The 24,138-nt window shown below is 52.8% G+C and carries 28 protein-coding genes and 1 other RNA gene; 17 read left to right on the forward strand and 12 right to left on the reverse strand.

Going from position 1 to position 24,138, the window contains the following annotated elements; all coding sequences use genetic code 11:
* Nucleotides 1-7: 7 nt before the first annotated feature.
* From ACTQ34_RS03550 to ACTQ34_RS03580, 7 genes are all read left to right on the forward strand, one after another.
* Nucleotides 8-2,224: a DNA gyrase subunit A gene (locus ACTQ34_RS03550; RefSeq protein WP_441362532.1), complete on the forward strand. Its 2,217-nt coding sequence runs from the start codon at nucleotides 8-10 to the stop codon at nucleotides 2,222-2,224.
* Nucleotides 2,225-2,327: 103 nt separating this feature from the next.
* A complete protein-coding gene (locus ACTQ34_RS03555) occupies nucleotides 2,328-3,518 on the forward strand; it encodes a pyridoxal phosphate-dependent aminotransferase (protein ID WP_441362533.1) in 1,191 nt (396 codons plus the stop codon).
* A gap of 461 nt (nucleotides 3,519-3,979) precedes the next feature.
* On the forward strand, nucleotides 3,980-4,135 hold the full coding sequence (locus ACTQ34_RS03560; protein ID WP_441362534.1) for a hypothetical protein: 156 nt from the start codon (nucleotides 3,980-3,982) through the stop codon (nucleotides 4,133-4,135).
* 100 nt (nucleotides 4,136-4,235) lie between these two features.
* Nucleotides 4,236-5,165, forward strand: a complete 930-nt coding sequence (locus tag ACTQ34_RS03565) for a DMT family transporter (RefSeq protein ID WP_441362535.1) — start codon at nucleotides 4,236-4,238, stop codon at nucleotides 5,163-5,165.
* Between the two features lie 24 nt (nucleotides 5,166-5,189).
* Nucleotides 5,190-6,566: an MBOAT family O-acyltransferase gene (locus tag ACTQ34_RS03570; RefSeq protein ID WP_441362536.1), complete on the forward strand. Its 1,377-nt coding sequence runs from the start codon at nucleotides 5,190-5,192 to the stop codon at nucleotides 6,564-6,566.
* 11 nt (nucleotides 6,567-6,577) lie between these two features.
* Entirely contained in the window at nucleotides 6,578-7,657 is a 1,080-nt protein-coding gene (locus ACTQ34_RS03575; RefSeq protein ID WP_441362537.1) for an alginate O-acetyltransferase AlgX-related protein, read from the forward strand.
* Between the two features lie 26 nt (nucleotides 7,658-7,683).
* Nucleotides 7,684-8,334: a hypothetical protein gene (locus ACTQ34_RS03580; RefSeq protein WP_441362538.1), complete on the forward strand. Its 651-nt coding sequence runs from the start codon at nucleotides 7,684-7,686 to the stop codon at nucleotides 8,332-8,334.
* 46 nt (nucleotides 8,335-8,380) lie between these two features.
* Here the strand turns inward: ACTQ34_RS03580 and ACTQ34_RS03585 are convergent, their stop codons facing one another.
* Together ACTQ34_RS03585 and ACTQ34_RS03590 are read right to left on the reverse strand one after the other, a co-directional pair.
* Nucleotides 8,381-8,962 carry a sugar O-acetyltransferase gene (locus tag ACTQ34_RS03585; protein WP_441362539.1) on the reverse strand — a complete coding sequence of 194 codons (582 nt, stop codon included), beginning with the start codon at nucleotides 8,960-8,962 and terminating at the stop codon, nucleotides 8,381-8,383.
* Between the two features lie 12 nt (nucleotides 8,963-8,974).
* Nucleotides 8,975-9,148 carry a DUF6472 family protein gene (locus ACTQ34_RS03590; RefSeq protein WP_441362540.1) on the reverse strand — a complete coding sequence of 58 codons (174 nt, stop codon included), beginning with the start codon at nucleotides 9,146-9,148 and terminating at the stop codon, nucleotides 8,975-8,977.
* A 173-nt stretch (nucleotides 9,149-9,321) separates the two neighbouring features.
* On the opposite strand from ACTQ34_RS03590, the gene ACTQ34_RS03595 reads away from it, so the two are divergent.
* The 5 genes from ACTQ34_RS03595 (at nucleotide 9,322) to ACTQ34_RS03615 (ending at nucleotide 13,046) form a co-directional block, all read left to right on the forward strand.
* The gene (locus ACTQ34_RS03595) at nucleotides 9,322-10,212 is read left to right on the forward strand and encodes a fumarylacetoacetate hydrolase family protein (protein WP_441362541.1); all 891 of its coding nucleotides are present in this window, start codon (nucleotides 9,322-9,324) and stop codon (nucleotides 10,210-10,212) included.
* 17 nt (nucleotides 10,213-10,229) lie between these two features.
* Nucleotides 10,230-10,652 carry an aminoacyl-tRNA hydrolase gene (gene pth2, locus ACTQ34_RS03600; protein ID WP_441362542.1) on the forward strand — a complete coding sequence of 141 codons (423 nt, stop codon included), beginning with the start codon at nucleotides 10,230-10,232 and terminating at the stop codon, nucleotides 10,650-10,652.
* A 101-nt stretch (nucleotides 10,653-10,753) separates the two neighbouring features.
* Nucleotides 10,754-11,227: an SsrA-binding protein SmpB gene (gene smpB, locus ACTQ34_RS03605; RefSeq protein WP_297274817.1), complete on the forward strand. Its 474-nt coding sequence runs from the start codon at nucleotides 10,754-10,756 to the stop codon at nucleotides 11,225-11,227.
* Between the two features lie 30 nt (nucleotides 11,228-11,257).
* Nucleotides 11,258-11,612: a transfer-messenger RNA gene (gene ssrA, locus ACTQ34_RS03610) on the forward strand.
* 264 nt (nucleotides 11,613-11,876) lie between these two features.
* Nucleotides 11,877-13,046, forward strand: coding sequence for a tyrosine-type recombinase/integrase (locus ACTQ34_RS03615; protein WP_441362543.1), 1,170 nt, complete (start codon nucleotides 11,877-11,879; stop codon nucleotides 13,044-13,046).
* Between the two features lie 43 nt (nucleotides 13,047-13,089).
* On the opposite strand, the gene ACTQ34_RS03620 is transcribed toward ACTQ34_RS03615, so the two are convergent.
* The gene (locus ACTQ34_RS03620) at nucleotides 13,090-13,560 is read right to left on the reverse strand and encodes an SLOG family protein (RefSeq protein WP_441362544.1); all 471 of its coding nucleotides are present in this window, start codon (nucleotides 13,558-13,560) and stop codon (nucleotides 13,090-13,092) included.
* A 116-nt stretch (nucleotides 13,561-13,676) separates the two neighbouring features.
* Between ACTQ34_RS03620 and ACTQ34_RS03625 the strand changes: the two genes are divergently transcribed.
* Nucleotides 13,677-13,898, forward strand: coding sequence for a helix-turn-helix domain-containing protein (locus ACTQ34_RS03625; RefSeq protein ID WP_441362545.1), 222 nt, complete (start codon nucleotides 13,677-13,679; stop codon nucleotides 13,896-13,898).
* A gap of 176 nt (nucleotides 13,899-14,074) precedes the next feature.
* Here ACTQ34_RS03625 and ACTQ34_RS03630 read toward each other — a convergent pair whose 3' ends face one another.
* Genes ACTQ34_RS03630 through ACTQ34_RS03655 form a run of 6 tightly spaced genes read right to left on the reverse strand, consistent with a single transcriptional unit; the run spans nucleotide 14,075 to nucleotide 17,676 of the window.
* Nucleotides 14,075-14,539, reverse strand: a complete 465-nt coding sequence (locus tag ACTQ34_RS03630) for a GNAT family N-acetyltransferase (protein WP_441362546.1) — start codon at nucleotides 14,537-14,539, stop codon at nucleotides 14,075-14,077.
* Complete coding sequence (locus ACTQ34_RS03635; protein ID WP_441362547.1) at nucleotides 14,505-14,930, reverse strand: SRPBCC family protein; 426 nt, start codon at nucleotides 14,928-14,930, stop codon at nucleotides 14,505-14,507. Before ACTQ34_RS03635 ends, ACTQ34_RS03630 begins: the two co-directional genes overlap by 35 nt.
* 4 nt (nucleotides 14,931-14,934) lie before the next feature.
* Nucleotides 14,935-15,492 (reverse strand): DUF3795 domain-containing protein, encoded by a 558-nt coding sequence (locus ACTQ34_RS03640; protein ID WP_441362548.1) that lies wholly within the window; start codon nucleotides 15,490-15,492, stop codon nucleotides 14,935-14,937.
* On the reverse strand, nucleotides 15,489-16,124 hold the full coding sequence (locus tag ACTQ34_RS03645) for a GyrI-like domain-containing protein (RefSeq protein WP_441362549.1): 636 nt from the start codon (nucleotides 16,122-16,124) through the stop codon (nucleotides 15,489-15,491). The genes ACTQ34_RS03640 and ACTQ34_RS03645 overlap by 4 nt, the downstream gene beginning before the upstream one ends.
* Complete coding sequence (locus ACTQ34_RS03650; protein WP_441362550.1) at nucleotides 16,114-16,758, reverse strand: MmcQ/YjbR family DNA-binding protein; 645 nt, start codon at nucleotides 16,756-16,758, stop codon at nucleotides 16,114-16,116. Before ACTQ34_RS03650 ends, ACTQ34_RS03645 begins: the two co-directional genes overlap by 11 nt.
* 3 nt (nucleotides 16,759-16,761) lie before the next feature.
* A complete protein-coding gene (locus ACTQ34_RS03655; protein ID WP_441362551.1) occupies nucleotides 16,762-17,676 on the reverse strand; it encodes a helix-turn-helix transcriptional regulator in 915 nt (304 codons plus the stop codon).
* 142 nt (nucleotides 17,677-17,818) lie between these two features.
* On the opposite strand from ACTQ34_RS03655, the gene ACTQ34_RS03660 reads away from it, so the two are divergent.
* Nucleotides 17,819-18,262, forward strand: a complete 444-nt coding sequence (locus ACTQ34_RS03660; protein ID WP_441362552.1) for a GNAT family N-acetyltransferase — start codon at nucleotides 17,819-17,821, stop codon at nucleotides 18,260-18,262.
* Nucleotides 18,263-18,343: 81 nt separating this feature from the next.
* On the opposite strand, the gene ACTQ34_RS03665 is transcribed toward ACTQ34_RS03660, so the two are convergent.
* Entirely contained in the window at nucleotides 18,344-18,511 is a 168-nt protein-coding gene (locus tag ACTQ34_RS03665) for a hypothetical protein (RefSeq protein WP_441362553.1), read from the reverse strand.
* Nucleotides 18,512-18,601: 90 nt separating this feature from the next.
* On the opposite strand from ACTQ34_RS03665, the gene ACTQ34_RS03670 reads away from it, so the two are divergent.
* Nucleotides 18,602-18,808 (forward strand): helix-turn-helix domain-containing protein, encoded by a 207-nt coding sequence (locus tag ACTQ34_RS03670; RefSeq protein WP_300186478.1) that lies wholly within the window; start codon nucleotides 18,602-18,604, stop codon nucleotides 18,806-18,808.
* A 48-nt stretch (nucleotides 18,809-18,856) separates the two neighbouring features.
* On the opposite strand, the gene ACTQ34_RS03675 is transcribed toward ACTQ34_RS03670, so the two are convergent.
* Together ACTQ34_RS03675 and ACTQ34_RS03680 are read right to left on the reverse strand one after the other, a co-directional pair.
* Entirely contained in the window at nucleotides 18,857-19,060 is a 204-nt protein-coding gene (locus ACTQ34_RS03675; protein ID WP_441362554.1) for a helix-turn-helix domain-containing protein, read from the reverse strand.
* Complete coding sequence (locus ACTQ34_RS03680) at nucleotides 19,053-19,958, reverse strand: tyrosine-type recombinase/integrase (protein WP_441362555.1); 906 nt, start codon at nucleotides 19,956-19,958, stop codon at nucleotides 19,053-19,055. Before ACTQ34_RS03680 ends, ACTQ34_RS03675 begins: the two co-directional genes overlap by 8 nt.
* A 222-nt stretch (nucleotides 19,959-20,180) precedes the next feature.
* Between ACTQ34_RS03680 and ACTQ34_RS03685 the strand changes: the two genes are divergently transcribed.
* Together ACTQ34_RS03685 and ACTQ34_RS03690 are read left to right on the forward strand one after the other, a co-directional pair.
* Nucleotides 20,181-20,420, forward strand: coding sequence for a hypothetical protein (locus ACTQ34_RS03685; RefSeq protein ID WP_441362556.1), 240 nt, complete (start codon nucleotides 20,181-20,183; stop codon nucleotides 20,418-20,420).
* 1,208 nt (nucleotides 20,421-21,628) lie between these two features.
* Nucleotides 21,629-24,085 (forward strand): DNA methyltransferase, encoded by a 2,457-nt coding sequence (locus ACTQ34_RS03690; protein WP_441362557.1) that lies wholly within the window; start codon nucleotides 21,629-21,631, stop codon nucleotides 24,083-24,085.
* Nucleotides 24,086-24,138: the final 53 nt, after the last annotated feature.

Here is a 24,138-nt window from a genome sequence, read left to right on the forward strand (position 1 = left end):
AATTTGGATGGCAAAGAAGAAAAACGACGAGCCAAAAGTATATAGGGAGCATCCTTCGGTTGACCAGCGTATTACGGATACGCTGCGCGAGAATTATATGCCCTATGCAATGAGTGTTATTGTTTCGCGTGCAATCCCTGAAATCGACGGATTCAAACCCTCGCACCGCAAGCTGCTGTACACGATGTACAAAATGGGCTTGCTGAACGGCAACCGCACTAAGTCGGCTAACATTGTCGGCGCAACGATGAAGCTCAATCCGCACGGAGACGCGGCTATTTACGAGACAATGGTGCGTCTGACGCGCGGCAATGAAGCATTGCTCATGCCGTTTGTCGATTCCAAGGGCAATTTCGGCAAGGTGTATTCCCGTGACATGGCCTATGCTGCACCGCGTTATACCGAGGCCAAACTGGATGCGTTCTGCGCGGAATTGTTCCGTGATATCGACACAGATGCGGTGGACTTTGTCGACAACTATGACGGCACAATGAAGGAGCCGACACTGCTGCCGACGACTTTCCCGAACATTCTGGTTTCAGCCAATACGGGCATTGCGGTCGGTATGGCATCCAATTTCTGTGGCTTCAACCTGGAAGAAGTGTGCCGCACGACGATCGAGTGCATCAAGAATCCGGAGCACGATCTGCTCACGACCTTGCCAGCGCCGGACTTCACAACCGGCGGTGAGCTGATTTACGATGAGGACGAGATGCGCGCCATTTACGAGACGGGTCGTGGCTCATTCAAGGTGCGTGCGAAGTGGACGTTTGACAAAAAGGACAACCTGATTGAGGTTACGGAAATTCCGTATACGACCACCATTGAGGCGATTATCGATAAGATTGCAGAGCTGGCCAAGAGCGGTAAGCTGCGTGAAATCGCAGATGTGCGCGATGAAACCGATTTGTCCGGTCTGAAGATTGCAATTGACCTCAAGCGCGGCACCGACCCGGAAAAGCTGATGGCAAAGCTGATGAAGCTGACGCCGTTGATGGACAGCTTTTCCTGCAACTTTAATGTGCTGATTGGCGGCATGCCGCGCGTGCTGGGTGTGCGTGAGCTGCTCGATGAGTGGACCGCATGGCGTACTGAGTGCGTGCGTCGCCGTGTATTCTTCGACCTGAATAAAAAGAAGGACAAGCTGCATTTACTGCACGGTCTGGCCAAGATTCTGCTGGATATCGATAAGGCGATTCGCATTATCCGCGAGACGGAAGAGGATGCCGAGGTCATCCCCAATCTGATGATTGGCTTCGGTATCGACCAGATACAGGCCGAGTTTATTGCGGATATTCGTCTGCGCAATATCAACAAGGAATATATCCTCAAGCGCACGCAGGAGACCGAAGCGCTGGAAAAAGAGATTGCAAAGCTAGAGGAAATTGTCAAATCCAAGACGAAGATTCGGAATATCATCGTCAAAGAACTGGAACAGGTCATCAAGAAGTATCCGTCGCCGCGCCGTACCCGTCTGGTGACGGCGGAGGCGGTGCCGACCTTCGACGATGAGGATCACATCGAGGATTACGCCGTGCTGCTGTTCCTGACGCGCGAAGGTTACTTTAAGAAGATCACCCCACAGTCGTGGCGCATGTCGCAGGAGCACAAGCTGAAGGATGGCGATGAGGTGATTTGGCAGACCGAGACAACCAACAAGGCTGAAATCGTGTTCTTCACCAATATGCAGCAGGCCTACAAGGCGCATCTGTATGACTTTGACGATTGCAAGGCATCCGTACTGGGCGATTATCTGGCCGGAAAGCTCGGTATGGAAGAGGGCGAAATGCCGGTATATGCCATGCTGCCGGGCGATTACAAGGGCAATATGGTCATTGTGTTCCAAAACGGCAAGGCTGCGCGCTTCTCGCTCGAAAGCTTTGAAACCAAGACAAACCGCCGCCGCCTGACCGGCGCGTATTCAGCTAAGTCGCCTGCGGTGGCGTTCTTCCATCCGGTCGATGAGGAAACCGAGATCACCATGTTCTCGACGGCCAACCGCGCGTTGACCTTCCGCGCGAATATGCTGGACATCAAGGCCAGCCGTTCGACGCAGGGTGTACAGGCTATGGTGCTGCGCGGTAAGCATACAATTACGCGCGCTTGCCGTATGGAGGATGCAGGACTGTCCGACAATGGACGTTACCGCTGCCGCAGCATTCCTTCTATCGGCGCGCTGCTGACCGATGAGGACTTGCCGGAAAAACAGATTAAATTTGAATAAACGCAAAACAGTCCCGCCGCACAGTCGTTGTGCGGCGGGCTTTATCTTGCGTGCACTTTTACGCTATGCTATAATAAATTTCATAAGAAAGGGGCGATTTTACATGCTCAATCAGCAGATGGCTGCGTTGGGGAACAACCGTTCCACCATCCGTGAGCTTTTTGAATACGGCAACCAGCGCGCAGCAGTGGTCGGGCGGGAAAATGTATTTGACTTTTCTCTTGGTAATCCGAACGTACCGGCGCCGGATGCAGTGCGTGAAGCGATTTTGGCTGAGGCTGCGGGAGACCCGGTTGCGTTGCACGGCTATACTTCTGCGCAGGGTGCAGCGGATGCGCGCAAGGCACTGGCAGACAACCTCAACCGTCGTTTCGGCACGGCTTATACGGGCGACAATCTGTACCTGACCGCGGGCGCGGCGGCGGCATTATCCTGTGCGTTTAAGGCGATTGCCTGTCCGGGGGACGAATTTGTTGTACTGGCGCCGTATTTTCCGGAATATCTCATGTTTATTGAGCGCGGTGCTGGGGCAAAATGCGTGATTGTACCGCCATGCATTACAGATTTTCAAATTGACTTCGACGCGCTGGAACAGGCATTGAGCGAGCACACCAAAGCAGTGGTGGTGAATTCTCCAAACAATCCGTCGGGCGCGGTTTATTCAGAGCAGACTGTGCAGCAATTGGCTGCCTTGTTGCGCGAAAAAGAAAAGCAGTACGGGCACCCCATCTACCTGGTATCGGATGAGCCTTACCGAGAGATCGTATATGATGGCGTACAGGTGCCGTTTGTCCCGACCTATTATGATGACACAATTGTATGCTATTCCTATTCCAAGTCGCTATCGTTGCCGGGCGAGCGTATCGGCTATGTGCTGGTTCCGCCGCAGGCAGCCGACAGTGCCGACCTGTACGCTGCTGTGTGCGGTGCGGGCCGTGCACTTGGTTACGTATGTGCACCCAGCATGTTCCAGCGCGTAGCGGCGCGCTGTGTGGGTCAGACGAGTGATATTTCAGTGTATCAGACCAATCGGGATCTGCTTTACCAAGGACTCACCAGTATGGGATATACCTGCGTCAAGCCTGCGGGTGCGTTTTATCTGTTCCCGCAGACGCTCGAACCGGATGACCGTGCATTCTGTGAGCGTGCAAAAAAATATGATTTGCTGGTTGTACCGGGCGCAGATTTTGGCGCGCCGGGCCATATGCGCATTTCTTATTGCGTGCAGACAGAAACCATTCGCCGGGCGCTGCCGTTGTTTGCAGAACTGACAAAAGAATACGGAAAAGGTTAAGTTGTTGAAAACTTCTAAGTAACTTCTGCAAAATATGTACAAAATGTTAACAGTAATAGGTAATATTGCATAAAAATAAATAACATCAGTTGTGTGATATTCATAAAACATGCCGCTTGTTTTTTTGCCGCACTCCGTGTATTATAATAGCAGAGATTAGGAAATAGTCTCAGAAACATTACACGAAAAGGAGCGTGACGAAATCATGATGAAGGGTTTCTTCAATGATCTGGTCGCAGCGCGTATGCTGGATCTGGACCAGAACCGCGTCAAGTCGATGTCTCGCAAGGCGCGTCACACCGCCAAGTAATGTGAAATCATTACGGTGGCTGCTGTGGCTGCCTTGAGGAGTCAGAAATGAAATGACAAATGAAAACGGCATGTAAAAGACCTTCCGGAGTGGTTCGGAAGGTCTTTTACTGTGCTCAGACAGAGCGGCGGTGTTTGACGAGGGCGGCGGTATGCCGATGGAAGAATTCGGCACGTTCCGCTGCGGTTGCTGGATGGATTTGCTGCTTTCCGCAGTCCGGACAAGCACGTTGTTGCTCGCTTCCAAGGAAAATATAGTGGCAGCATTTAGTATGACAACTGTAAATCATGCCGTTCACCTCCTCTGATGGTAGAATACCAAAATAGATGTCCGATAAATCTCCCTTGCTTGCGTGTGAAAGGGAAAAATGCTATACTGGCTTCATGTCAGAAAAAGGGGAAGGGAAAATGAAGGAACAAACAACAGGGTTGATTCGTCGGTTATATATGCCTGCGGTCTTGTGTACCGCACTGTGGGGCAGTGCGGCCCCCTGTATCAAAAAAGGATATGAGCTGTTTGCCATTGCGTCGGACGCACCGTTTTCTCAGCTGTATTTTGCAGGCTGGCGGTTTGCACTGGCGGGATTGCTGGTGCTGCTGGTGGCGCGTATCAAAGGGCACCGTATTGTTCCGCTGCGAAGTGAGTGGAAACCAATTTTCTGGATTTGCCTGTTTCAGAGTATGATTCAGTATGTGTGCTATTATATCGGATTGTCCGGCACAACCGGCACCAAGGGCGCGGTATTGTCCGGCACGCAGACCTTTTTTGCACTCATCTGCGCGCATTTGTTCTTACAGAACGATAAAATGAACCGGCAGAAAGTGGTTGGCTGTCTGTGCGGCTTTGCGGGGGTGCTGGTGCTCGGCCTGGGTGGCCTGAATGGCTTTAACCTGCATGGCGACGGCTTGGTGCTGCTGTCGGCGGTGTCTGCCGGTGCAGGTGCGCTGGTTTCCCGCATTTATACACCGGGGCGCGATCCTATGCTGCTGACCGGTTGGCAGCTGCTGATGGGCGGTGTGTTCCTGCTGGCGGTTGGTCTGCTCGGTGGAGGCCGATTGGGAGCGGTCACACCGATCGGTGTGCTGCTGCTGGCGTATATGGTAGTGCTGTCTGCCGCGGCGTTCACCATCTGGACGGCACTGCTGGGCAAATTCCCAGTGGGCAAGGTCAGCTTGTTCTGTTTTTTGATCCCGGTATTTGGCGCGCTAATCTCTGCCATTGTGTTGGGAGAACAAATCCTGACGCTGCGCAATTTAAGCGCATTGGCACTGGTCAGCGGCGGTATCGCAATTGCAAATTATGTACACGAGAGTAAAACAGAGAGTGGGCAGGCATAATAAAGAGAAAAAGGAAAAAACAACATGGTTTTTAGTTCAGCGATCTTTTTGTTTATCTTTCTGCCGGTCGTGTTTGTACTCGATCGTGTACTGCCCGGTATACGGACAAAAAACCTGCTGCTGCTCATAGCCAGTCTGATTTTTTATTCGTTCGGCCAGCCGGTGTATCTGCCTTTGCTGCTGCTCAGTGTGGTACTGAACTACGTGTGTGGTTTGCTGGCGGCGGGTAAGCATCCAAAGTTAGGCGTTGGAATTGCAGTCGTAGGCGGTATCGGTTTGCTGGCAGTGTTCAAGTATGCCGATTTTGCGATTGGCACAATAAATAATCTGTTCGGTATGTCATTGCCGATGACCGGCATTGCATTGCCAATCGGCATTTCGTTCTTCACCTTTCAGGGACTCTCCTATGTGATTGACGTGTATCGTGATCGGTCGGTTGTTTCTCGCTCTTTTGTGAAAATTTTGCTTTATATTTCTTATTTTCCACAGTTAATTGCGGGACCGATTGTGAAGTATCACGACATTGAAAAGGAGATAGACCAGCGGCAGACTACGCCGCGCGAAACCGCTTTGGGTATCCGCCGGTTTATCTGCGGGCTTTCCAAAAAGCTGCTGATCTCCAATGCGATGGGGCAGATGGCGGATGTCGTGTTTACACTGCCAACGGGTGAAATCGGTATGTTTGCCGCATGGGTGGGAGCCACCTGTTATACGTTGCAGATCTACTTCGACTTTTCCGGTTACAGTGATATGGCAATCGGTATGGGACGGATGTTCGGATTTCATTTCCTCGAAAATTTTGATTACCCTTATACGGTAACCACGATTCAGGAGTTCTGGCGGCGCTGGCACATTTCGCTGTCGACCTGGTTCCGCGATTATCTGTATATCCCGCTGGGCGGCAACCGCAAGGGAAAGGTGCGCACTTGGATTAATCGCGTAATTGTGTTCTTCACAACCGGGCTGTGGCATGGTGCAAATTGGACGTTCGTATTATGGGGCCTGTGGCACGGCTTGTTCTCGGTGCTCGAGGACAGCGGCATCGTGCCTGTACAGCGGCTGAAGGGAAAGGCGATTGGTCATGTGTATACCATGCTGGTGGTCGTGCTGGGCTTTACGCTGTTCCGCGCCGAGTCGCTGGGACAAGCGGGTGCGATGTTTGCAGCGATGTTTACCGGTGTGGGTCTGGACTGGACAGGAACAATGACCATATGTTCATTATTTACGCCTGCGTTCTTGTTAGCGCTGATTTTGGCGCTTTTTCTCAGTTTTCCGGTTGCAAAACGTTTGCAGCCGAAAAATGAGTCCATAACATTTGCAGGCGCGATGGTGCTGCTTGTGCTTTGTATGTTGAACTTATCGGCAGGCACATTCAATCCGTTTATCTATTTTCAGTTCTAAGGGAGGCTGCCATGAAATACCGGATTTTTACCGCAGCCTTTGTGCTGCTTTGCTTGATTCCCTCGGTGGGCATGTTGTTTCTGCCGCCGACACAGGCGGCTGCCAATGAGCGCCTGTCGCCCAAGCCGGTCCTGCGAAACGAGGATGGCAGCTGGAATACGGCAGTGCTCGATCAGGTGACCGACTACATTGCCGACCACTTTGCATTGCGGCAGGAAATGGTCACGGCGAACGCTGCTTTGCAGACTACGCTGCTTGCCACCTCACCCGCAGAGGATGTGATTTACGGATCGGATGGCTGGCTGTACTACACCCAGACACTGGACGATTATCAGAATCATGCTACGCTGACCGAGGAGCAGGCGCGGCAGGTTGCGCAGACAGTGGCAGATATGCAGGCGTATTGTGAGGCGCGCGGCGCGCGGTTTGTGTTTACTATCGCGCCCAACAAGAATTCGCTTTATCCCGAGCATATGCCCGCACGCTATCTGCAAAGCGATTCCCCGGGCAATTACGAGCTTGTTGCAAAATATTTGCAGGAATATGGGGTCAACTATGCCGACTTGTTCACTTTTTTGTCCGAGCAGGATGAGGTGTTGTATCTGCACACAGACTCGCACTGGACCAACCGCGGCGCCGCGCTTGCGCATGATTTTCTGATGCAGACACTTGGTTTGCCGTATACGCCGTTTGGGCAAGCGTCTTATACAACGGAAAATACCCACCGCGGAGACCTGTATGAAATGCTATATCCCAAGGGGACCGAATTGGAGGCACAGCAGCAGTACAAAGTCGATTTTTCCTATGTCAACCCGCCGCGCACGGCTGAGGATATTTTGATGCAAACCGCAAGCGAGCACGCGCAAAACGGTCGCTTGCTTTTGTGCCGTGACTCTTTCGGAAACGCGCTGCACCCATTTCTAGTTGCGGACTTCCGCGAAGCGGTTATCACGCGGCAGATGCCCTATCCGTTGACACAGGTGCAGGCGGGGGATACGGTGATTGTTGAGATTGTTGAACGGAATCTTGAAAATTTACTCAAATATCCGCCTGATATGGGGAACAAGCAGAGGGCGGAATCCGTCGAATAAATCAGAAACGACCGGGAGGAAAAGATATGAAAAAGAAAATGATAGCTCTGCTGCTGGCGCTGATTTTGTGCAGCAGCTTGGCAGCGTGCGGCGGCAATCAGAATGCCGCTACAGAAGACAAAAAGGATAATGAAGCCGTTGACACGGTAAAGGATGAGGAAAACAAGGACAAGACTGAGGATGCAACCCGAGAGGAGGACAAGACCGAAGCGGACAAGGATGCCTCCAGCAGTCAGACTTCGGACGGCGCTTCTCAGTCCAAGCCGCAGTCTGGCAGCACTTCGTCCGGTACGAGCACGGGCAGCACTTCGACCAGCAAGCCGCAGTCGAGCGGCAGCACATCGTCTGGTTCGACCTCTTCGAGCGGCAGCACGACCAGCAAGCCCTCGTCGGGCAGCTCGTCCGGCAGCACTTCGACCAGCAAGCCGGAATCTACTCCGGCTCCCGCGCCGACACCCGAACCGGCGCCTGAACCGGCCAAGCCGACTGCTTCGCAGGCATCCGGATATATCGGATCGTCTGCTTCTGCACTGGAGGGAGCGCTCGGTTCGCCCAGTTCTAAGAGCTATTCGCCCAGCTGCATGGGGGAAGGCGAGGACGGCGTATGGACGTACAGCGGATTTACGGTGTACACCTATCGAGAAAATGGTGTAGAGACCGTGGAAGCCGTCGCTTAATCAAATCAAAAAAACCTTTGCCAGTCGGCAAAGGTTTTTTTATTTCTTACAGAATGACGCGGCGTGGTTTTTGTGCAATCTCGCGTACCGGGCGGCAGGGTACACCGACAGCCAGTACCCCTGCGGGGATGTCCTTTGTGACGACACTGCCCGCGCCGATGACGGCGTTATCTCCGATGGTCACGCCGGGCAGCACCTGTACGCCCATGCCAATCCAGACGTTATTGCCGATGGTGATGGGCTTGGCGTATTCCAATCCGGCGTTGCGCTGTGCGGTGTCAAGTGGGTGTCCGGCTGTGGAAAAACAGCAGTTTGGGCCGATGAACACATGGTCGCCAAAGGTGACCGGCGCGCCGTCCAGAATAACCAGATTGTGATTGGCGTAAAATGCCTTTCCAACGCGGATGTTGCTGCCATAATCCACGAAGAACGGAGGCTCGATGTAGGTATCCTCGCCGCAGGTGGCCAGCAGCGTGCGTAACAGCGCGAGACGTTCCGCTTTCTGTGCACTGCGCAGCTGGTTGTAGTCCATGCAAAGGTCCTTTGCCACTGCGCGGGCTTGTATCAGTTCCGGGTCGTAATTAGCATCATACAGCAGCCCGGCGGCTGCTTTTTCTCGTTCGGTCATGTTACTCTCTCCTCAGTTTTGATGGCGCACCAGCTCGTAATCATCGCCGGAACGGTAATAGGGACAAGGGCCTCTGCTCTGCGACAGGCGGTAGAATTCATCCTCATCCAGATAGGCTTCGCAGACATACTCATCCAGAATGTCATCGTATACATTATACGCGCAATTCTCACAAGTGCCGGTCATGGCGTATCCCCCAATCATACAGATGTGGTGCGAAATGACAATGCAGCAGAATTCTCACTCGCTCTGATAAGAGCATAACACATCTTGTTGAAAGGTTCAAATAGGTGCTTTGGTTTTTGTGCAATTTGTGCTATCATAAAATTGGTAAACATCAATAGGAGCGTGACTAATGTATGAAGCTATATACATATCAGAACAATGATGGCGTCGATCGCATCGGTATCGGCTATAAGGGATGGCCGGGACTGATTTGGCCGCTCGAGGCTTTCGGCCTGTCATTCCCCGATATGACCGAGCTGATTCGCCGCATTTCGCCCGCACAGCTGGTGCGGCTGTCGGATGCAGAACAGGCGACCGAGGGTGCGGCACTGAGATTGGACAGCGTGCGTTTGCGTGCGCCCATTCCGTATCCGGCGCAGGATGTGATTTGTCTTGGCATCAATTATGCTGACCATGCGGTGGAGTCCGCGCGTTTTCATGAGGATGCATTCCTTGTCAACCGTAAGAAGGCGGTCTACTTCAGCAAGCGCGTGTGCGAAGCGTCCGGTTGCGGCGATCCGATTCCGGCATATGAAGGTCTGGTGGACAGTCTTGACTACGAAGTAGAGTTGGGTGCGGTTATCGGCAAGGACTGCAAGAATGTCAGCGCATCCGAAGCGCCCGGCCATATCTTCGGCTATACAATTGTTAATGATGTGTCTGCTCGCAATTTGCAGACGGCGCATAATCAGTGGTATTTCGGCAAGTCGCTCGACGGATTCACGCCGATGGGGCCGTGCATTGTGACGGCGGATGAAATTGCCTATCCGCCCGCGCTTGCCATTTCGTCCACGGTAAATGACGAGCAGCGTCAGAATAGCAACACGGACCACCTATTGCACTCGGTTGCAGAAATCATTGCGGAGCTGTCGAAGGGCATCACACTCAAAGCAGGCACCATCATTGCAACCGGCACGCCTGCGGGCGTCGGCATGGGCTTTACGCCGCCGAAGTTCCTGAAAAAGGGTGATGTAATCACCTGTGAAATTGAGGGTATCGGTAAGCTGACCAATACAGTGGAATAAGCAGGGGAGGCGCAGGTATGGACAAACCCAAGCAGATGATTGTGATGCGACGGGATTTGAAAATGCGCAAAGGCAAGATTGCAGCGCAGGCGGGGCATGCCTGCGTCACGGCGGTACTGGCTGCGCTGGAGCGGGAGCAGCGGCTCGGGCAGGTTCGGGCAGACGAAAACGGCGTAACACTGACAGAAAGTGCACAGCCCGCAACGCCTCTCAGCGAATGGTTTTCGCGTGGCGTGGCCAAGGTGTGCGTTTATGTTGATTCGGAGGAAGCGCTGCTCGCAATCGACCGAAAAGCCAAGGAGGCGGGGATACTGTCTGCGCTTATCTGTGACAACGGTATTACCGAGTTCCACGGTCAGCCGACCTATACCTGTCTTGCGTTTGAGCCTGCGCTGCCCGAAAAGGTTGACCCGATTACCGGCGAATTGCCGCTCTTTTGAGCGGCAGCGCTGTTTCGGTCGCAATTTGTAACATTCTTATGCCTTTACAAACACGGTTTGTCATGATATGATAAACAAAGCCACGAAAAGGAGGGATTGCCATGGGCGCAGTGTCCAAGCAAGGCACTAAACAGGTCACGGCCAACAAAAAAGCATGGCATGACTACTTTGTCGAGGAAAAATACGAAGCGGGCATCGAATTGGCAGGCACCGAGGTGAAGTCCATTCGGCAAGGACAGATTAATCTCAAGGATTCCTACTGTACCTTTAAGGATGGAGAGCTTTTTGTGCGCGGCATGCATATTTCTCCGTATGAAAAGGGAAACATCTTCAATAAGGACCCGTTGCGCGTGCGTCGTCTGCTGATGCACAAGAAGGAAATTGCAAACCTGTTTGGCAAAACCAAGCAGGACGGGTATTCGCTCATTCCGCTTTCGGTCTATTTTAAAAACTCGCGTGTCAAAATCGAGCTTGGTCTTTGTAAGGGTAAAAAACTGCATGACAAACGCGACAGCATCGCTGCACGAGATGCCAAGCGGGAGATGGACCGCGCGATGAAGGAAAGAAATCGTTGATTTTTTGCATCCGATGGATGCACCCGACATGGGGCCGTAACGGGTTCGACGGGGGTGTTGAAGCCGGGATAGCGGGCCGCAGTGGGGAACTGCGTAAAAAGCTCCAACTGTTTATAAATTAAACAACAACGATTATACTCTTCAGGCTGCCTAATTAAGGCTTAGCCCGTCGGCTCAGAGAGGACCACGGCTTTGAGACCCGGCGTCGATTAGTGGTGAACGTGTACGGGGTAAGAGTTGCCCCCGTCATGTAATATGACTCTACTGAAGTGATTAGCCTGTTTGCCGGCGTGTCATGGAGGGAATGTAAAAAGACAAACTGCGCCCGGAGAAGTCACGGTGGATGTGCTTTCGGACAGGGGTTCAACTCCCCTCGGCTCCACCAAAATACCAACTGATACCGCCTGATAACAGGCGGTATCTTTTGCTTTTAACCTGTTTTTGCAACAGAAAACGGTGTTTCAAAATTTCGGTAGATATTCCGGTAGATTTATTTTTTCAACTTATGCTACACTATAAACAGGCAAGGGAAGCGGGGCGATAAAGCCCCAAACCCGGCGCCTGACGATACCGGTATCCGTCTTTCCGGCGCGGCTGTGCACCGCCGCACCGGGCTCCCCATTTGACAAGGGAAGGACGGTGAAGCAATATGTCCCGTACGCGCGTCGAGCGCAATATTTCGTACGACGAGGAGAAGAAGAAATACTATGTCAATCTGGATTTTGGGCGCGACGCGCACGGACACCAGATCAAAAAGACCCGCACGTTCGCGCGGCTGACCGACGCTCGCAAGGCGCTGCGGCTGCACGAGGTGCAGCGCGACTTCGATACGCTGACCAAACCGAACGACACGACTGTTGCCGAGTGGCTGAATTACTGGATGGACGCGGTCGTGCGGCCTAACCGTGCCGCGACCACGGTTCATGGGTACAACCAGATGATCGTCAATCACATCATTCCGCAGTTGGGCGCGATCCCGCTGCAATCGCTGTCACCGCAGCGCATCCAGCAGTATTACGCCTACCTGTGCCATGACTGCGGACTGTCGACTAACACCGCGCGCAAGCACCACGACCTGCTGCGCAACGCGCTTCGCATCGCAGTCATGCAGGACGTTCTTGCCCGCAACCCGACTGACCGCGTCGAGCCGCCCAAGTTCAAGCGGCCCGAACCGCAGTTTTATGACGTCGCCTCGCTGCAACGGCTGTTGGACGCGGTCGAGGGCGATAAGCTTGAGCCGGTCGTGTATCTGGCCGGATATCTCGGCCTGCGCCGCGAGGAAATGTGTGGCCTGCGCTGGAAGGATATCGATTTTCAGGGCAAAACCTTGTGTGTACATCGCGCCCGCACGATGGCCGGTTCGCAGGTGATCGAAAAGGACACCAAGAACCGTTCCTCGACCAGGCTGCTGCACATGCCGGAGGAAGTCGTGCGCGTACTGCAGGCCGAACGGCGGCGGCAGCGCGAGAACCGGTTGCTGTTCGGCAAGGAGTATCAGGACACGGGTTATGTGCTGACATGGCCGAACGGCGTGCCGTATCTGCCCAATTATCTGACCGAGACGTTCAGCACATTCATCCGCCGGAACCATCTGCCCAAGCTGACGCTGCACGGACTGCGGCACACCTTTGCGACGCTCGCGAACTATTCCGGCGCGACGATCTACAACATCAGCCGCTCGCTGGGGCACAGTACGGTCGCGACAACGTCCATGATCTACACGCATCTGCTGGATACGACGCACGAGCAGACGATCGAGGCGGTTGCGCAGAGCTTGCGGCAGGGCGGTGGACGAAAGGCCAGAAAACAAGTCAAATAGAGTGGAAAGCAGTCTCTCCAACAGGTGCCGGGAGACTGCTTTTTTACATGTTTAGCAGCAGGATGCGCAGACCGGATTTGCGGGCGTATTGCAGCGTATACGCGCTGCCGCCGGTCGCACGGGTGCAGTATGCAACGCAAACGGCGCTGTGGTCGACCATAAATCGGTTGCGGCGGTGCATACAGCCGCGGGTGTAATGTTCGGAGGTGTAAATCACTTTGTTCGCACGGCGCAGCATGTATTCATATCGGCTGATTGACGCGGCAGGCCATCCGCGGGTCTGTTCTCGGCAGGGCAGTGCAAGAATGAGCTGGATTTGCGGAAATTGGTCGCGCAGTCGCAGTACGGTTTCAGCGGCCAGCGTGTCGAAACCTAGTGCCCCGCCAGCGTAAAAGTATCGAATGCCGTCTGCAATCAGTTCAAGAACTATAGCTTCCAATTTTGCGGCGAGTGTTGGCAGGGTTTTCGGTGGGATGTCGCGATGACCGGTGAAGCAGCAGGCGTCTTCTTTCATTTGGCATTTCTCCCTTCATATATAGACTTTAGCATTATCTAATGTAAAAGTCTATATATTTGAGATTTGGGAACTCTATTATCTAACTAACACATTAGATAATGGAGGCATTCGCTATGGTGCGTTTGAATGTCCTGCTCCTGCTCGAGAAAAAGGGAAAAACGAAATATTGGCTTTACAAGCAACTGGGAATGAGTTATCAGAACTTTAACCGAATGGTGAACAACCAAACATCTTCGATTAAACTCGAACGCATTGAAACACTGTGTCAACTGTTGGATTGTACGCCAAATGATTTGTTTATTATTGACTGGGAAGAGCATGATACAAGCAAATAAATAATAAACAGCGAGGCCGTTTTGGCCTCGCTGTTTTGCCAGCTCGTCGCGATTGATCGGTTTTCAATATTGGTATTGCCTAAAGCACATATTTCCATCTGTGCAGTGGACTCTTTGTGATTGCAGGGGATAGGGATAAAGTAAAGAGGATGATTTTTACCTTGATTTACTTATGTTTACGCTTGTTCAGCTGGTTTACGCTTCAAGATTAGTTCTTGGACGAGATGGCTGAACGCTTCGGTCAGCCGCCCTTCCGTAAAGCCTAAATGCTTGTAGAAAGCGCGCGCTGCTCGCCCATCCGGGTCGTCCTCTCGATAGGTGGTTACAGTGATGTCTTGGTCTGCATCCATCTGGGTCAGCATGAAGGACACCAGTCGCTGCGCAATGTGCTGTCTCTGGCAGGCTGGGTCGACTGCCAGAAAGCATAGCTCGCCCGTTTCCTTGGAAAACAGTAAGATGCCGACAACGCGATCTGCATCAATCGCGCAGATTGCCGCGGATTGTGCAATAAAGCATAGCACGTTTTTTCGGTGCTCTTCCATCGCAGCGGCCGTTTCCAAACCGGGAAAGGCATCTCGCACCCGCTCTACCAGTGCCATCCAAGCGTCAATGTCCTGTGCTTGTGCCAGTCTGATTTCCATGGTCAAGTTCCTTTCGCAAATCGTCCAGATATCGCTTCTGCTGCCGCTTCAGATAGCCGGGCACAAAGGGGTGCATCCACCAGTGCTTGGCGTTCACGGTTTCGGTACAGGTCAGCCGGGTGCCGTCCGCTGTTTCCTCGAAGATGCCCTCCCAAGAACCGGACATGTTGCCGTTTTCCATGGCAAAGGCCCAGCGGTAGGACGGCTCGCAGGCGGTGACCGTAAAGTTGGTGGCGTAGCCACTTTTTGTATGTTCGATGAAATGGGTTTCGTCCATAACCTCCACCCGCGCAAGGTCGCTGCGCCATGCGGTGCGGGTGAGGTCGGTCACCGTTTGCCATACCTGTTCGACAGGGCAGGGAAAGTGGACTGTCACTTTGGAAGTTGGCATGCGATCACCCCTTTTTCGGTTTTTTTCGCAGTTTTAAGCTGATATCGTGGCGGTCTGCCGCCTGCTGCAGCAAGTCCACAGCGGCAAGCGCGCGTTCTTTGATGGATTTTCCGGTCAGCTCTGGCCGGCTTTCCAACGCATTCATCACGGTGAGCAGTTCTTCGAGCGGTAGCAGATAGACCGCTGTGGTGAAAAGTGTTTTGCGGCGGCCGTCGTTATATCCTGCCAGCAAGGTATCCAAAATGGCGCGTTTTTGTGCCTGCTGCGCAAGGCAGGCCGCGAGTCCCAGTTCGCGAACCTGTGCGATGTCCCGCTGTCGGTTTCGGTGTGAGACAAAGGAATCCCCGTCGTCAAAGCCGTCGTAACGGGGGCAGGGGTATTCCGGGCATTCCCAGCAGAATTGGACGCCCTCGTGCTCGAGGGAGCATCGGGCGATCGCACAGCTTTGATTGCCTACTCCGCCGCCGCAGCCGGGGCAGTAGCCGCTCAGATGCATAGTACACAGGCCGCAGTGCAGCCCACACAGCGAAAAGCGGGGTTCTGTTCGAGTAAAGCCTTTCATGTTATCCTCCTGATCGGCTGCCGGATGACGGTTTTCAGCCGCTCCGGCTTGCACCGCCGCGCATCGCTCAAATAAATCTCGTGGTGGAAGCGGTTTTCGCCGAAGGCTGCCGCGTAGCCCTGCACCTTGGCGTATTGCTCCATGGCGGCCACGGTGGCGGGTTCATCATCATAGGGGCCGATGTGCATGCACTGGACGCACAGCCCTTCCTCCCACGAGAAAAACTCTACCGAAGAGAAATTCTGCTGCTTTTTCTCCGTTGCCTCCCGGACGGCCCACTCAAAGGCCTCTTTTGTCACAAACTCCGGCAGACGGATGAGCGAGATCCACTGAAAATCCTTTTTGCGCGCGTAGTCCATGCCTTGGATGCCCTCCTGCCACCACAGTCCTTCCAGCGGTGGCACGACATAATCAAAGTACCCTTCCAGCTTGTGTTTGCCCATCTTGCTCATCTTGATGGTGAACGCTACGGCATAGAGCATGCCGATGGCCTGCTTGTATGCGCCGCCATCCTCGTTGGGATCGCCCTTCCCCCGCACCGCCAGAAAGTTCATGGCGGGTACAGTGACAATGCCCGGCGTTTTGGGTGGCAGATAGAATTCTTTGTACTCTTTTTTATAATCAAAGGGCATCTTCCGGCACCTCCTTCCAGTTTTCCAGCCGCGCGGCGACAGACGCGCGAAATTCCTCCTCGTTCAGTGTCGGATCGCGTATCTGTTCCCATAATGTGCAGGGCGCGTCGGAGCAGCCACCGCAGCCGGTGCGGTGTTTGCGGTTCACTGCGCAACCGAAAATCGGACAGGGCTTGCCTAGCGGCGCGTGGAACACCCGACCGCCGCACTCGTTGCAGCCGGGGCAGTCGCCCTGGTAGAGTGGGCAGCCTGCGCACTCCAGCCCGCAGGCGGTTAGGCCGAGCGCTAACCGACGCGCCTTTTTGCTTATGCCCGCAAGCGTCAGGCCGTAAGACTTGTCCAGCATGCTGCGCAGCAGGTCGTCCGGCACCGCGCCGTCCGGTTTCACCGACACCCAGCATCGCTTGTCGGAATAATAGCCCGGTAGGATATCCGCATATTGGCTGCGCAGAAATGCGCTCTCGCATTCCTCCAGCTTGAGGTTGATGTAGTAGATCTCGTGCGCCTTGTCCAGACACAGCGCCGCGAACATTTTGCTGCCGATATGGTATCGGATCCAGTTCCAGACCGGCTGATAGTCCTTGGTCACGCCGCGTTTTTGCAGCAGGTACTCGTCCAGCCATTCATAGCGCATTGGTTATGCCTCCTCTTGTCCGTACTGCGACAGAGTGCGGCGCAGTGTGTCTTGCAGCAGTTCCCGCAACTCTTGAGGTTCGAGCAGTTCGGCCTTGTCCCCGTAGGTCAGCACCCAGCCCAGCACACTCTCCGCGTCCGGAAAGCCGCCGGTAAACCGCAGCCGGCCGTCCGGTTCTACAGTTAGGCGGTCGGCACCGTACTCTTCTACCAGCCGCCAACGGCAGGATGGGTCAAACAGCACGGTGACCCGGTATTTTTCCGGAAACACGCGCGCGGGTTCCAGATCGGGTAGGGGAGCGGGGCGGGACGAAAAAGCGTCGCCTGTTGAAAGTCCGGTCATGCGGTTCAGCTTAAACAGACGGAAATCCTGCCGCAGCCCGCACCAGCCCCACACATACCACGCCGACCAATGAAACACCAGATAGTAGGGCTCGACTGTCCGTTCGGATTCGCCCTTGGGGGAGAAATAGGTGAAGCGGATGGTGCGGTGCTGCTCGATCGCTTGCTGGATGCACTCGATCTTGGGCGGCAAGCTGGTCTTGTACCATGAGGACAGGTCGATCAGCAGGTGTGACCCGCCGGGTATTATCTCACTTGTTCCAGCGGACAACTTTTCCATCAGCTGCGCATAGCGGCGGGTGCCGCTGACGCTGTCCAGACTGCGTAAACCTGCGAGGATGGCCTGCATCTCCGGCGCGGTCAGCACCGTGCGGTCCACGCGGTAGCCTTCCAGAATGGAGATGCCGCCGCCCGCGCCCTGTGTGGTGGCGATCGGGATGCCCGCCCGGCACAGGGATTCGATGTCCCGCTGGATCGTCCGGCGGGACACTTCGAAGTGCGCCGCGAGCTCCGGGGCGGTGACCTTGTCCCGCTGAAGCAGCAGGGACAAAATGCCGATTAGCCGATCCATTTTCATTGCGTCACCGCCTTCGCTGCGTTTGTCTGTATTATACCATAGGAATGCGACAGCTGTATGTCATGTTTGTCGGAGAATTGCGACGCCGTACTTTGTGTGATATCATGAAATTTATCATAGCAAGGGAATGGAGTACAGAAAAATGCAGATTAGGGAAATTATCAACAATAAAAAACAGTATCTCGACCTACTGCTATTGGCGGATGAGCAGGAGGATATGATTGACCGTTATCTGGAGCGTGGAACGATGTATGTTCTGGAGGAGGACGGCGTCAAGGCGGAGTGTGTCGTGACGGATGAAGGCAGCGGTGTGCTGGAGCTAAAGAATATCGCTGTGGAACCGGCGTTTCAGGGGAAGGGATATGGGAAAGCTCTGCTGGACTTCCTGGTGCAAACCTATGCGGGACGCTATACGATATTGCAGGTCGGCACGGGGGACAGCCCTTCCACCATCCTGTTTTATGAGGCCTGTGGCTTTTGTCGGCACCATCGGGTCAAGAACTTCTTTACGGATTACTACGATCATCCGATCTATGACAATGGGGTCAGGCTGGTGGACATGGTATATCTGCAAAGAGAGTTATAAAAAACAGACCTTCCTCCGCAGCCACTGCGGAGGATAAATGCCTAAACCATCTTGTGCAGTCTTACCTTTTCAGCAAGTTGTTTATTCGTTTTCGTCCTCTGTGCGACCGAGCAGCGGAACAACTCGCAGCTCCGGCTCCGGCTCGCTGACATACAATTCCTCACAGGCGCGCTGCGCTTCGATCAGGGTGTTAATCGCCTGCTCGGTCGCGCGGAACAGAGTCAGGTACATCTTTTTGTAATCCGGCATAAAATCACCTCAAACTTATATTAACCTGAAATAGGTTAAAAGTAAATAACCTGTTTTAGGTTATGGCATACTCACCTTGAGGTGAACACCATGAACAGATTGCGAGACTTGCGGGAGGATGCCGACCTGAATCAGACACAGGTTGCTAAATTTTTAGGAATGTCACAAACCGGATATTCCAAATATGAGACCGGAGAAAACGATATTCCGACACAGGTTTTGATCAAACTGGCAGGGTTTTATAAAACTACGACGGATTACATTCTGGGCATCAGCGATCGAAGGGACCCAATATAATTGCAAAGCGGTACGGAACACTCCGTACCGCTTTGCTGTTTTATGGGATTACAGTTCGCCTTCCATATACCGAATGAGATCATACTTCAGCACACGAATCTGTCCGCGTTTGCCGATGCGGCGGCTGGGTAGCTCACCGGTGCGGATGATCTCATACACTGTGTTCCGGCCGATGCCGAGCACATCGATCACCTCGGGCACGGTCAGCATGAGCGGCAGGTCATCATAACAGGTGCAGCGGTTGTCAGCCATTTTTCTCGCCCCCTTCCCGCGGGGATGCAAGATAGATGCGCGTCACGTCCTCGCGCTCGTGCCCCAGCAGACGGGATACATGCCGGCAGGCGGCGTGCTCGTCCAGCCCTTGCTTGCGGCAGGTCAGATATTGCTCGACCGCGTATGTATGGCGCAGGCCGTGGCAGGTCAGCGGACGATGCCTGTCAGCGATCTGCACGGCGTCACGGTGCCGGTAGAGGAAGCACTGGAAGCGGTTGATCGCAAGGTCGGTCGGGGTAGCGTCCGACACGAACAGCTTGTGCCCACGCGGCGTCTGGCGCAGCATGGCTTCCAGTTCAAGCTGTGCGGTGCGGAGCAGGGGAACGGTGCGGATTTTGCCGCCCTTGCCCTTGATCGTCAGCTGGCCGGTTTTGATGGCGCGCTGGGCGGTCGCAGTGTCCAGCCGGAAAATCTCATGAACGCGCAGGCCGCAATGCCGCGCCAGACAAATTGCGGCAGCGTAGTCCTCGCGGCCTTCGCCCCACGCCTTGCCGATCATGCGGTTGACCTCCTCATCGCGCCATGTGCGGTCGACTTTGCCGAATGAGCGCCGTTCCAGATCGAGCATCGCATTGGTCGGCAGCTTGGGATGTTTGCGGCTCGGCAGCTGGTCGTGGAAAAAACGGATAGCGGCGAGGTCGGTTTTGATGGTGGACGCCGCACGGCCGTTTTCCTTGAGGAACTCCGTATACGCGTAAATGTGCTTGGGCGCGATGTTGGCCACGCGCTCGACGTGGTAGACCTCTGCGAGGAAATAGCAGAAGCGGCAGACGGCCTCTTTGTAGCGGCGGCGGGTCTGGATACTGCCTTGTCGGCAGTGACGGAACACGCGCTCGACTTGGGCGAGCAGGTTTTGATAGATGGCATAGGTTTTCATAGTGCACCTCCTGTGCGTCGGGAGACAGGCGCAGCTCACCCGTCTGCAAAGGGACGGATTTCCGCCCGGTTTCCCCGTGCCGCACAGAAGGTTGCGCATTTTAGATGCGTGTTATCACGCTGTTTCCGGTTAAAATGCGTGGTTTCCTGCCGGGCTGGGGAAGGGGAGCGGTGAGCTGCCCGCTCTGTCTCTGTTGGAATTTTGGTTAGCATTGGTTGCCGCATGAGCCGCAAAAACGGCTGCACCTTGGGTGCGCGGCGAGCGCAGTGCCGGGCAAATGCCGGTCACGCGAAGCGTGTGCGCTCTTGGTCGGCTGCCGACAGCGCAGCCGATGTGTGCGGGGGAGAATCCGTGCTACCGGATACGGGCGAGGGTACGCCAGCTCATCTTGACGGCCGCACCGGCTGTGCGGATCGCCCGAAGAAATTGGGTTATGCTTTTCCTCTGTCTGTCCTCAACTAAAACGCTGCGAATGGGCAGCGCCGGTGAGGGGTCACACGTTTTCGCCTTTTGCGAATGGGCAAAGGCGACGCGCATTTGGCTTCCTGATGTGTACCGTGCTGGCGTACGCGATACCCGTCTGTGGTGCGGAAGCGGTTCCTTACTGCTCGGAATCTTCTCTTTCATCATGATAAAATCCCTTTCTGAACGCAAAAACGGACATAATACTGCATAAAACAGTTTTACGTCCGTCGTTCAATATAAGCTCCGTTGTAGGTTATTCGGTATTTTTGAAAGTCATACAGTCCGGCGGGCAGACTGCTCCCCGGGCGGGCTACACGAACTCAAAAATACTCTGACCTGATGCAAGCATCGTATGACAATAAGCTGGGAGTTTGTGCACTTGCGGTGTTCGCAAGGGAGGAAGCAGGCTTCTCAGGACAGGCTTCCCCTCTCAGTCATTGCATAGAATAGCTTCGTATCCATCGTTCAAATGCTGCAAGCTTTCCGATTTCTCTGAATTCTTAGCATTTTGACAACTCAAGGGCATACTATCCCCTGGGCGGTTTACTCTGACAAAATTACTCTGACATGGTTCAAGTATATTGTAGTTGGCTCCAGAAGTGTTGTAAAGATGAAAAGTTTTCGCCTTGCTTTCTCGTGTTTACGGCTATCCGGCACACGGCTGGATTAAAACGTCTGCCTGTAAGCTGGTCATATCCGCCCTCAGCACAGAAGCAATTCCATTGTTCCTGTTTTACTGATTTCGCACACAAATGCTCCTTACCTTGGTACAAAAAAGACATAGCACTGCACAGCAGTTCTATGTCCTTGGGGTTCTTCATTTCATGCTAATTTCGTGCGTGTACCTGCGGTATCGCGTCAATTCTTGGTTGCCAGTTCATTTATAACGGCTCAGAAGGCAGACTGCCCCCTGGGCGGTGATACGATGACAACAAAAAATACGAAAACCTAAGTTCATTTTTATTATAGCGCGGCTGATGCCGCTTGTATAGTTGACATTTTGTCAGGTATATAAATTTATTTGCTGATAGGAGATAATTCAGCTTGCATTTTGAAGTTGCTTTGTCGACGCAAGAATACTGATTAGTTTCCTCATAACCTAATGCTTTGCAAAATTGCGCGAATGTGTGTTGTTGTCTGGAAAAATCAACTAGTCTATGCTATGCTTAATTAAAACAGAATTATTTCTGGGAGGATATGCTACCATGACAGATGTGCAGCAGCGGGCGGCGGCAAAAGATTTTACAAAATATTGGACAGGCCGAGGAGATGAGAAACAGGAAACACAGCGTTTTTGGATTGACTTGCTGCGGAACGTCTATGGCGTGGAAGAACCGGAAAAAGCCATTGAATTCGAGTATCCTGTGAAGCTGGATCATGTCAGTTTTATTGATGGATATATTCGGGAGACCCGCGTTCTTATTGAGCAAAAGGGCGCAGATATTGACCTGCGGCGGGGCTACAAACAGTCTGATGGTTCCATGCTGACACCCTATCAGCAGGCCCGCCGCTATGCAGGCTATCTGCCACATGATATGAATCCACGTTGGATTGTGGTCTGCAATTTCCGTGAGTTTCATATCCACGATATGAACCGTCCGAATGACGAGCCGGAAGTAGTAGCGCTGGACGAGCTGGAGAAAGAATATCATCGCTTGAATTTTCTGGTAAACACCGGGGACGAGAATATCAAAAAGGAGATGGAGGTCTCCTTACAGGCCGGCGAAATCGTTGGCGTCCTATATGATGCTCTTTTGAAGCAATATAAAGATCCGGAGTCCCCGGAGACACTGAAAAGTCTGAACGCCCTGTGCGTCCGGCTCGTATTTTGTCTGTATGCCGAGGATGCGGAGATTTTCGGCGGTCATGGTAAATTTCACGACTATATGCAACGGCACCAGAGCGATGCCAGACGCGCCCTGATTGACTTGTTTCGGGTACTGGATACAAAGCCGGAAGCCAGAGACCCCTATATGGATGACGATTTGGCCGCATTTCCCTATGTCAACGGTGGTCTGTTTGCCGATGAGAATATCATTATCCCTCGGCTGGATGAAAACATCGTAGATCTGATTCTCCACCGGGCAAGCGAGGATTTCGACTGGTCTTCCATCAGTCCCACCATCTTCGGCGCTGTGTTTGAAAGCACTTTGAACCCAGAGACCCGGCGCTCCGGAGGAATGCACTATACCAGCATTGAGAACATCCACAAGGTCATTGACCCGCTGTTTCTGGATGACTTAAAGGCGGAATTGAAGGGAATTCAAGAAATCGCTATCGAACGAACACGAAAGCTCAAGCTCAAAGCATTTCAGTCCAAACTGGCTGGTTTAACCTTTCTCGACCCGGCTTGCGGTTCAGGCAATTTCCTGACAGAGACTTACTTATCTTTGCGTCGATTAGAAAATAAAGTTCTGGCAGCGCTCAACTATAATCAGTTGATATTGGATATGAACAATCCGATTCAGGTCTCCATTAGTCAGTTCTATGGCATTGAAATCAACGACTTCGCCGTGACCGTAGCCAAGACGGCATTGTGGATTGCCGAAAGCCAGATGATGAAAGAGACCGAAGATATTATGCACATGTCTCTGGACTTCCTTCCGCTGAAATCCTACGCGAATATTGTGGAGGGCAACGCCTTGCGGCTGGATTGGGAGAGCGTTGTTCCAAAGAATAGGCTAAATTACATTATGGGTAACCCGCCGTTTGTGGGCTACTCGCTCCAAAGCAAGGAGCAGAAAACGGATATTTTATCTATCTACATAGATGAAAAGGGAAAGCCATACAAAACAGCAGGAAAAATAGACTATGTTTCCGGGTGGTACTTTAAAGCATCCGCATTTATGCAAGGCACAGATATTCGTACTGCTTTTGTGTCCACAAATTCCATCACTCAGGGCGAGCAAGTTGCAGGTGTTTGGAAACCGCTATATGACCGGTTTAAAATTCATATCGACTTTGCTCATCGCACCTTCCGCTGGGATAGTGAGGCAAGTGTCAAAGCCCATGTGCATTGTGTGATTGTAGGGTTTAGTATTGCGCAAAACAACGAAAAACATCGCCTATATACATCGGACCATGTAGCAATTGCCGAAAATATAAATGCTTATTTGTTAGATGCTCCGAATGTTTTTATTAGCAACAGAAATAAGCCACTCTGTGAAGTTCCTCTAATGACTACCGGAAATCGTCCTGCTGATGGCGGACATTTGATAATTGAAAATGATGACTATGAAGATTTTATATCCAAAGAGCCAAACGCAATTCCATATATAAAAAAGCTCATTGGATCTGCTGAATTTATCAACAACAAGAAAAGATGGTGTTTATGGTTGGTTGGGGTCAGCCCTGCAGAGCTTCGCAAAATGCCAGAAGTAATGAAGCGGGTGCAAGCATGTAAGACGGATAGGGAAAATTCCCCAGATGCTGGCCGACAAAAATTAGCTGAAACTCCATCCCTATTTAGAGAAACAAACAATCCAGATAAATATATTGTTGTTCCTAAAGTATCATCTGAACAGCGTCGTTATATCCCCATTGGTTTTTTAGATGAAACCACCATTCCGACGGATTTAGTTTTTACTATTTCTGATATAACTATCTATGGAGTAGTACCCTGTAAGTGCAGTCGCAAATTCCCCAAAAATCTGTTAAACTGAACGAACAGAGACGGAGGGGATCGCAATGAAACGTTACAGCAAAGAATTTAAGG

This window comes from Agathobaculum sp. LCP25S3_E8, from assembly GCF_052117165.1.
Taxonomy (GTDB): domain Bacteria; phylum Bacillota; class Clostridia; order Oscillospirales; family Butyricicoccaceae; genus Agathobaculum.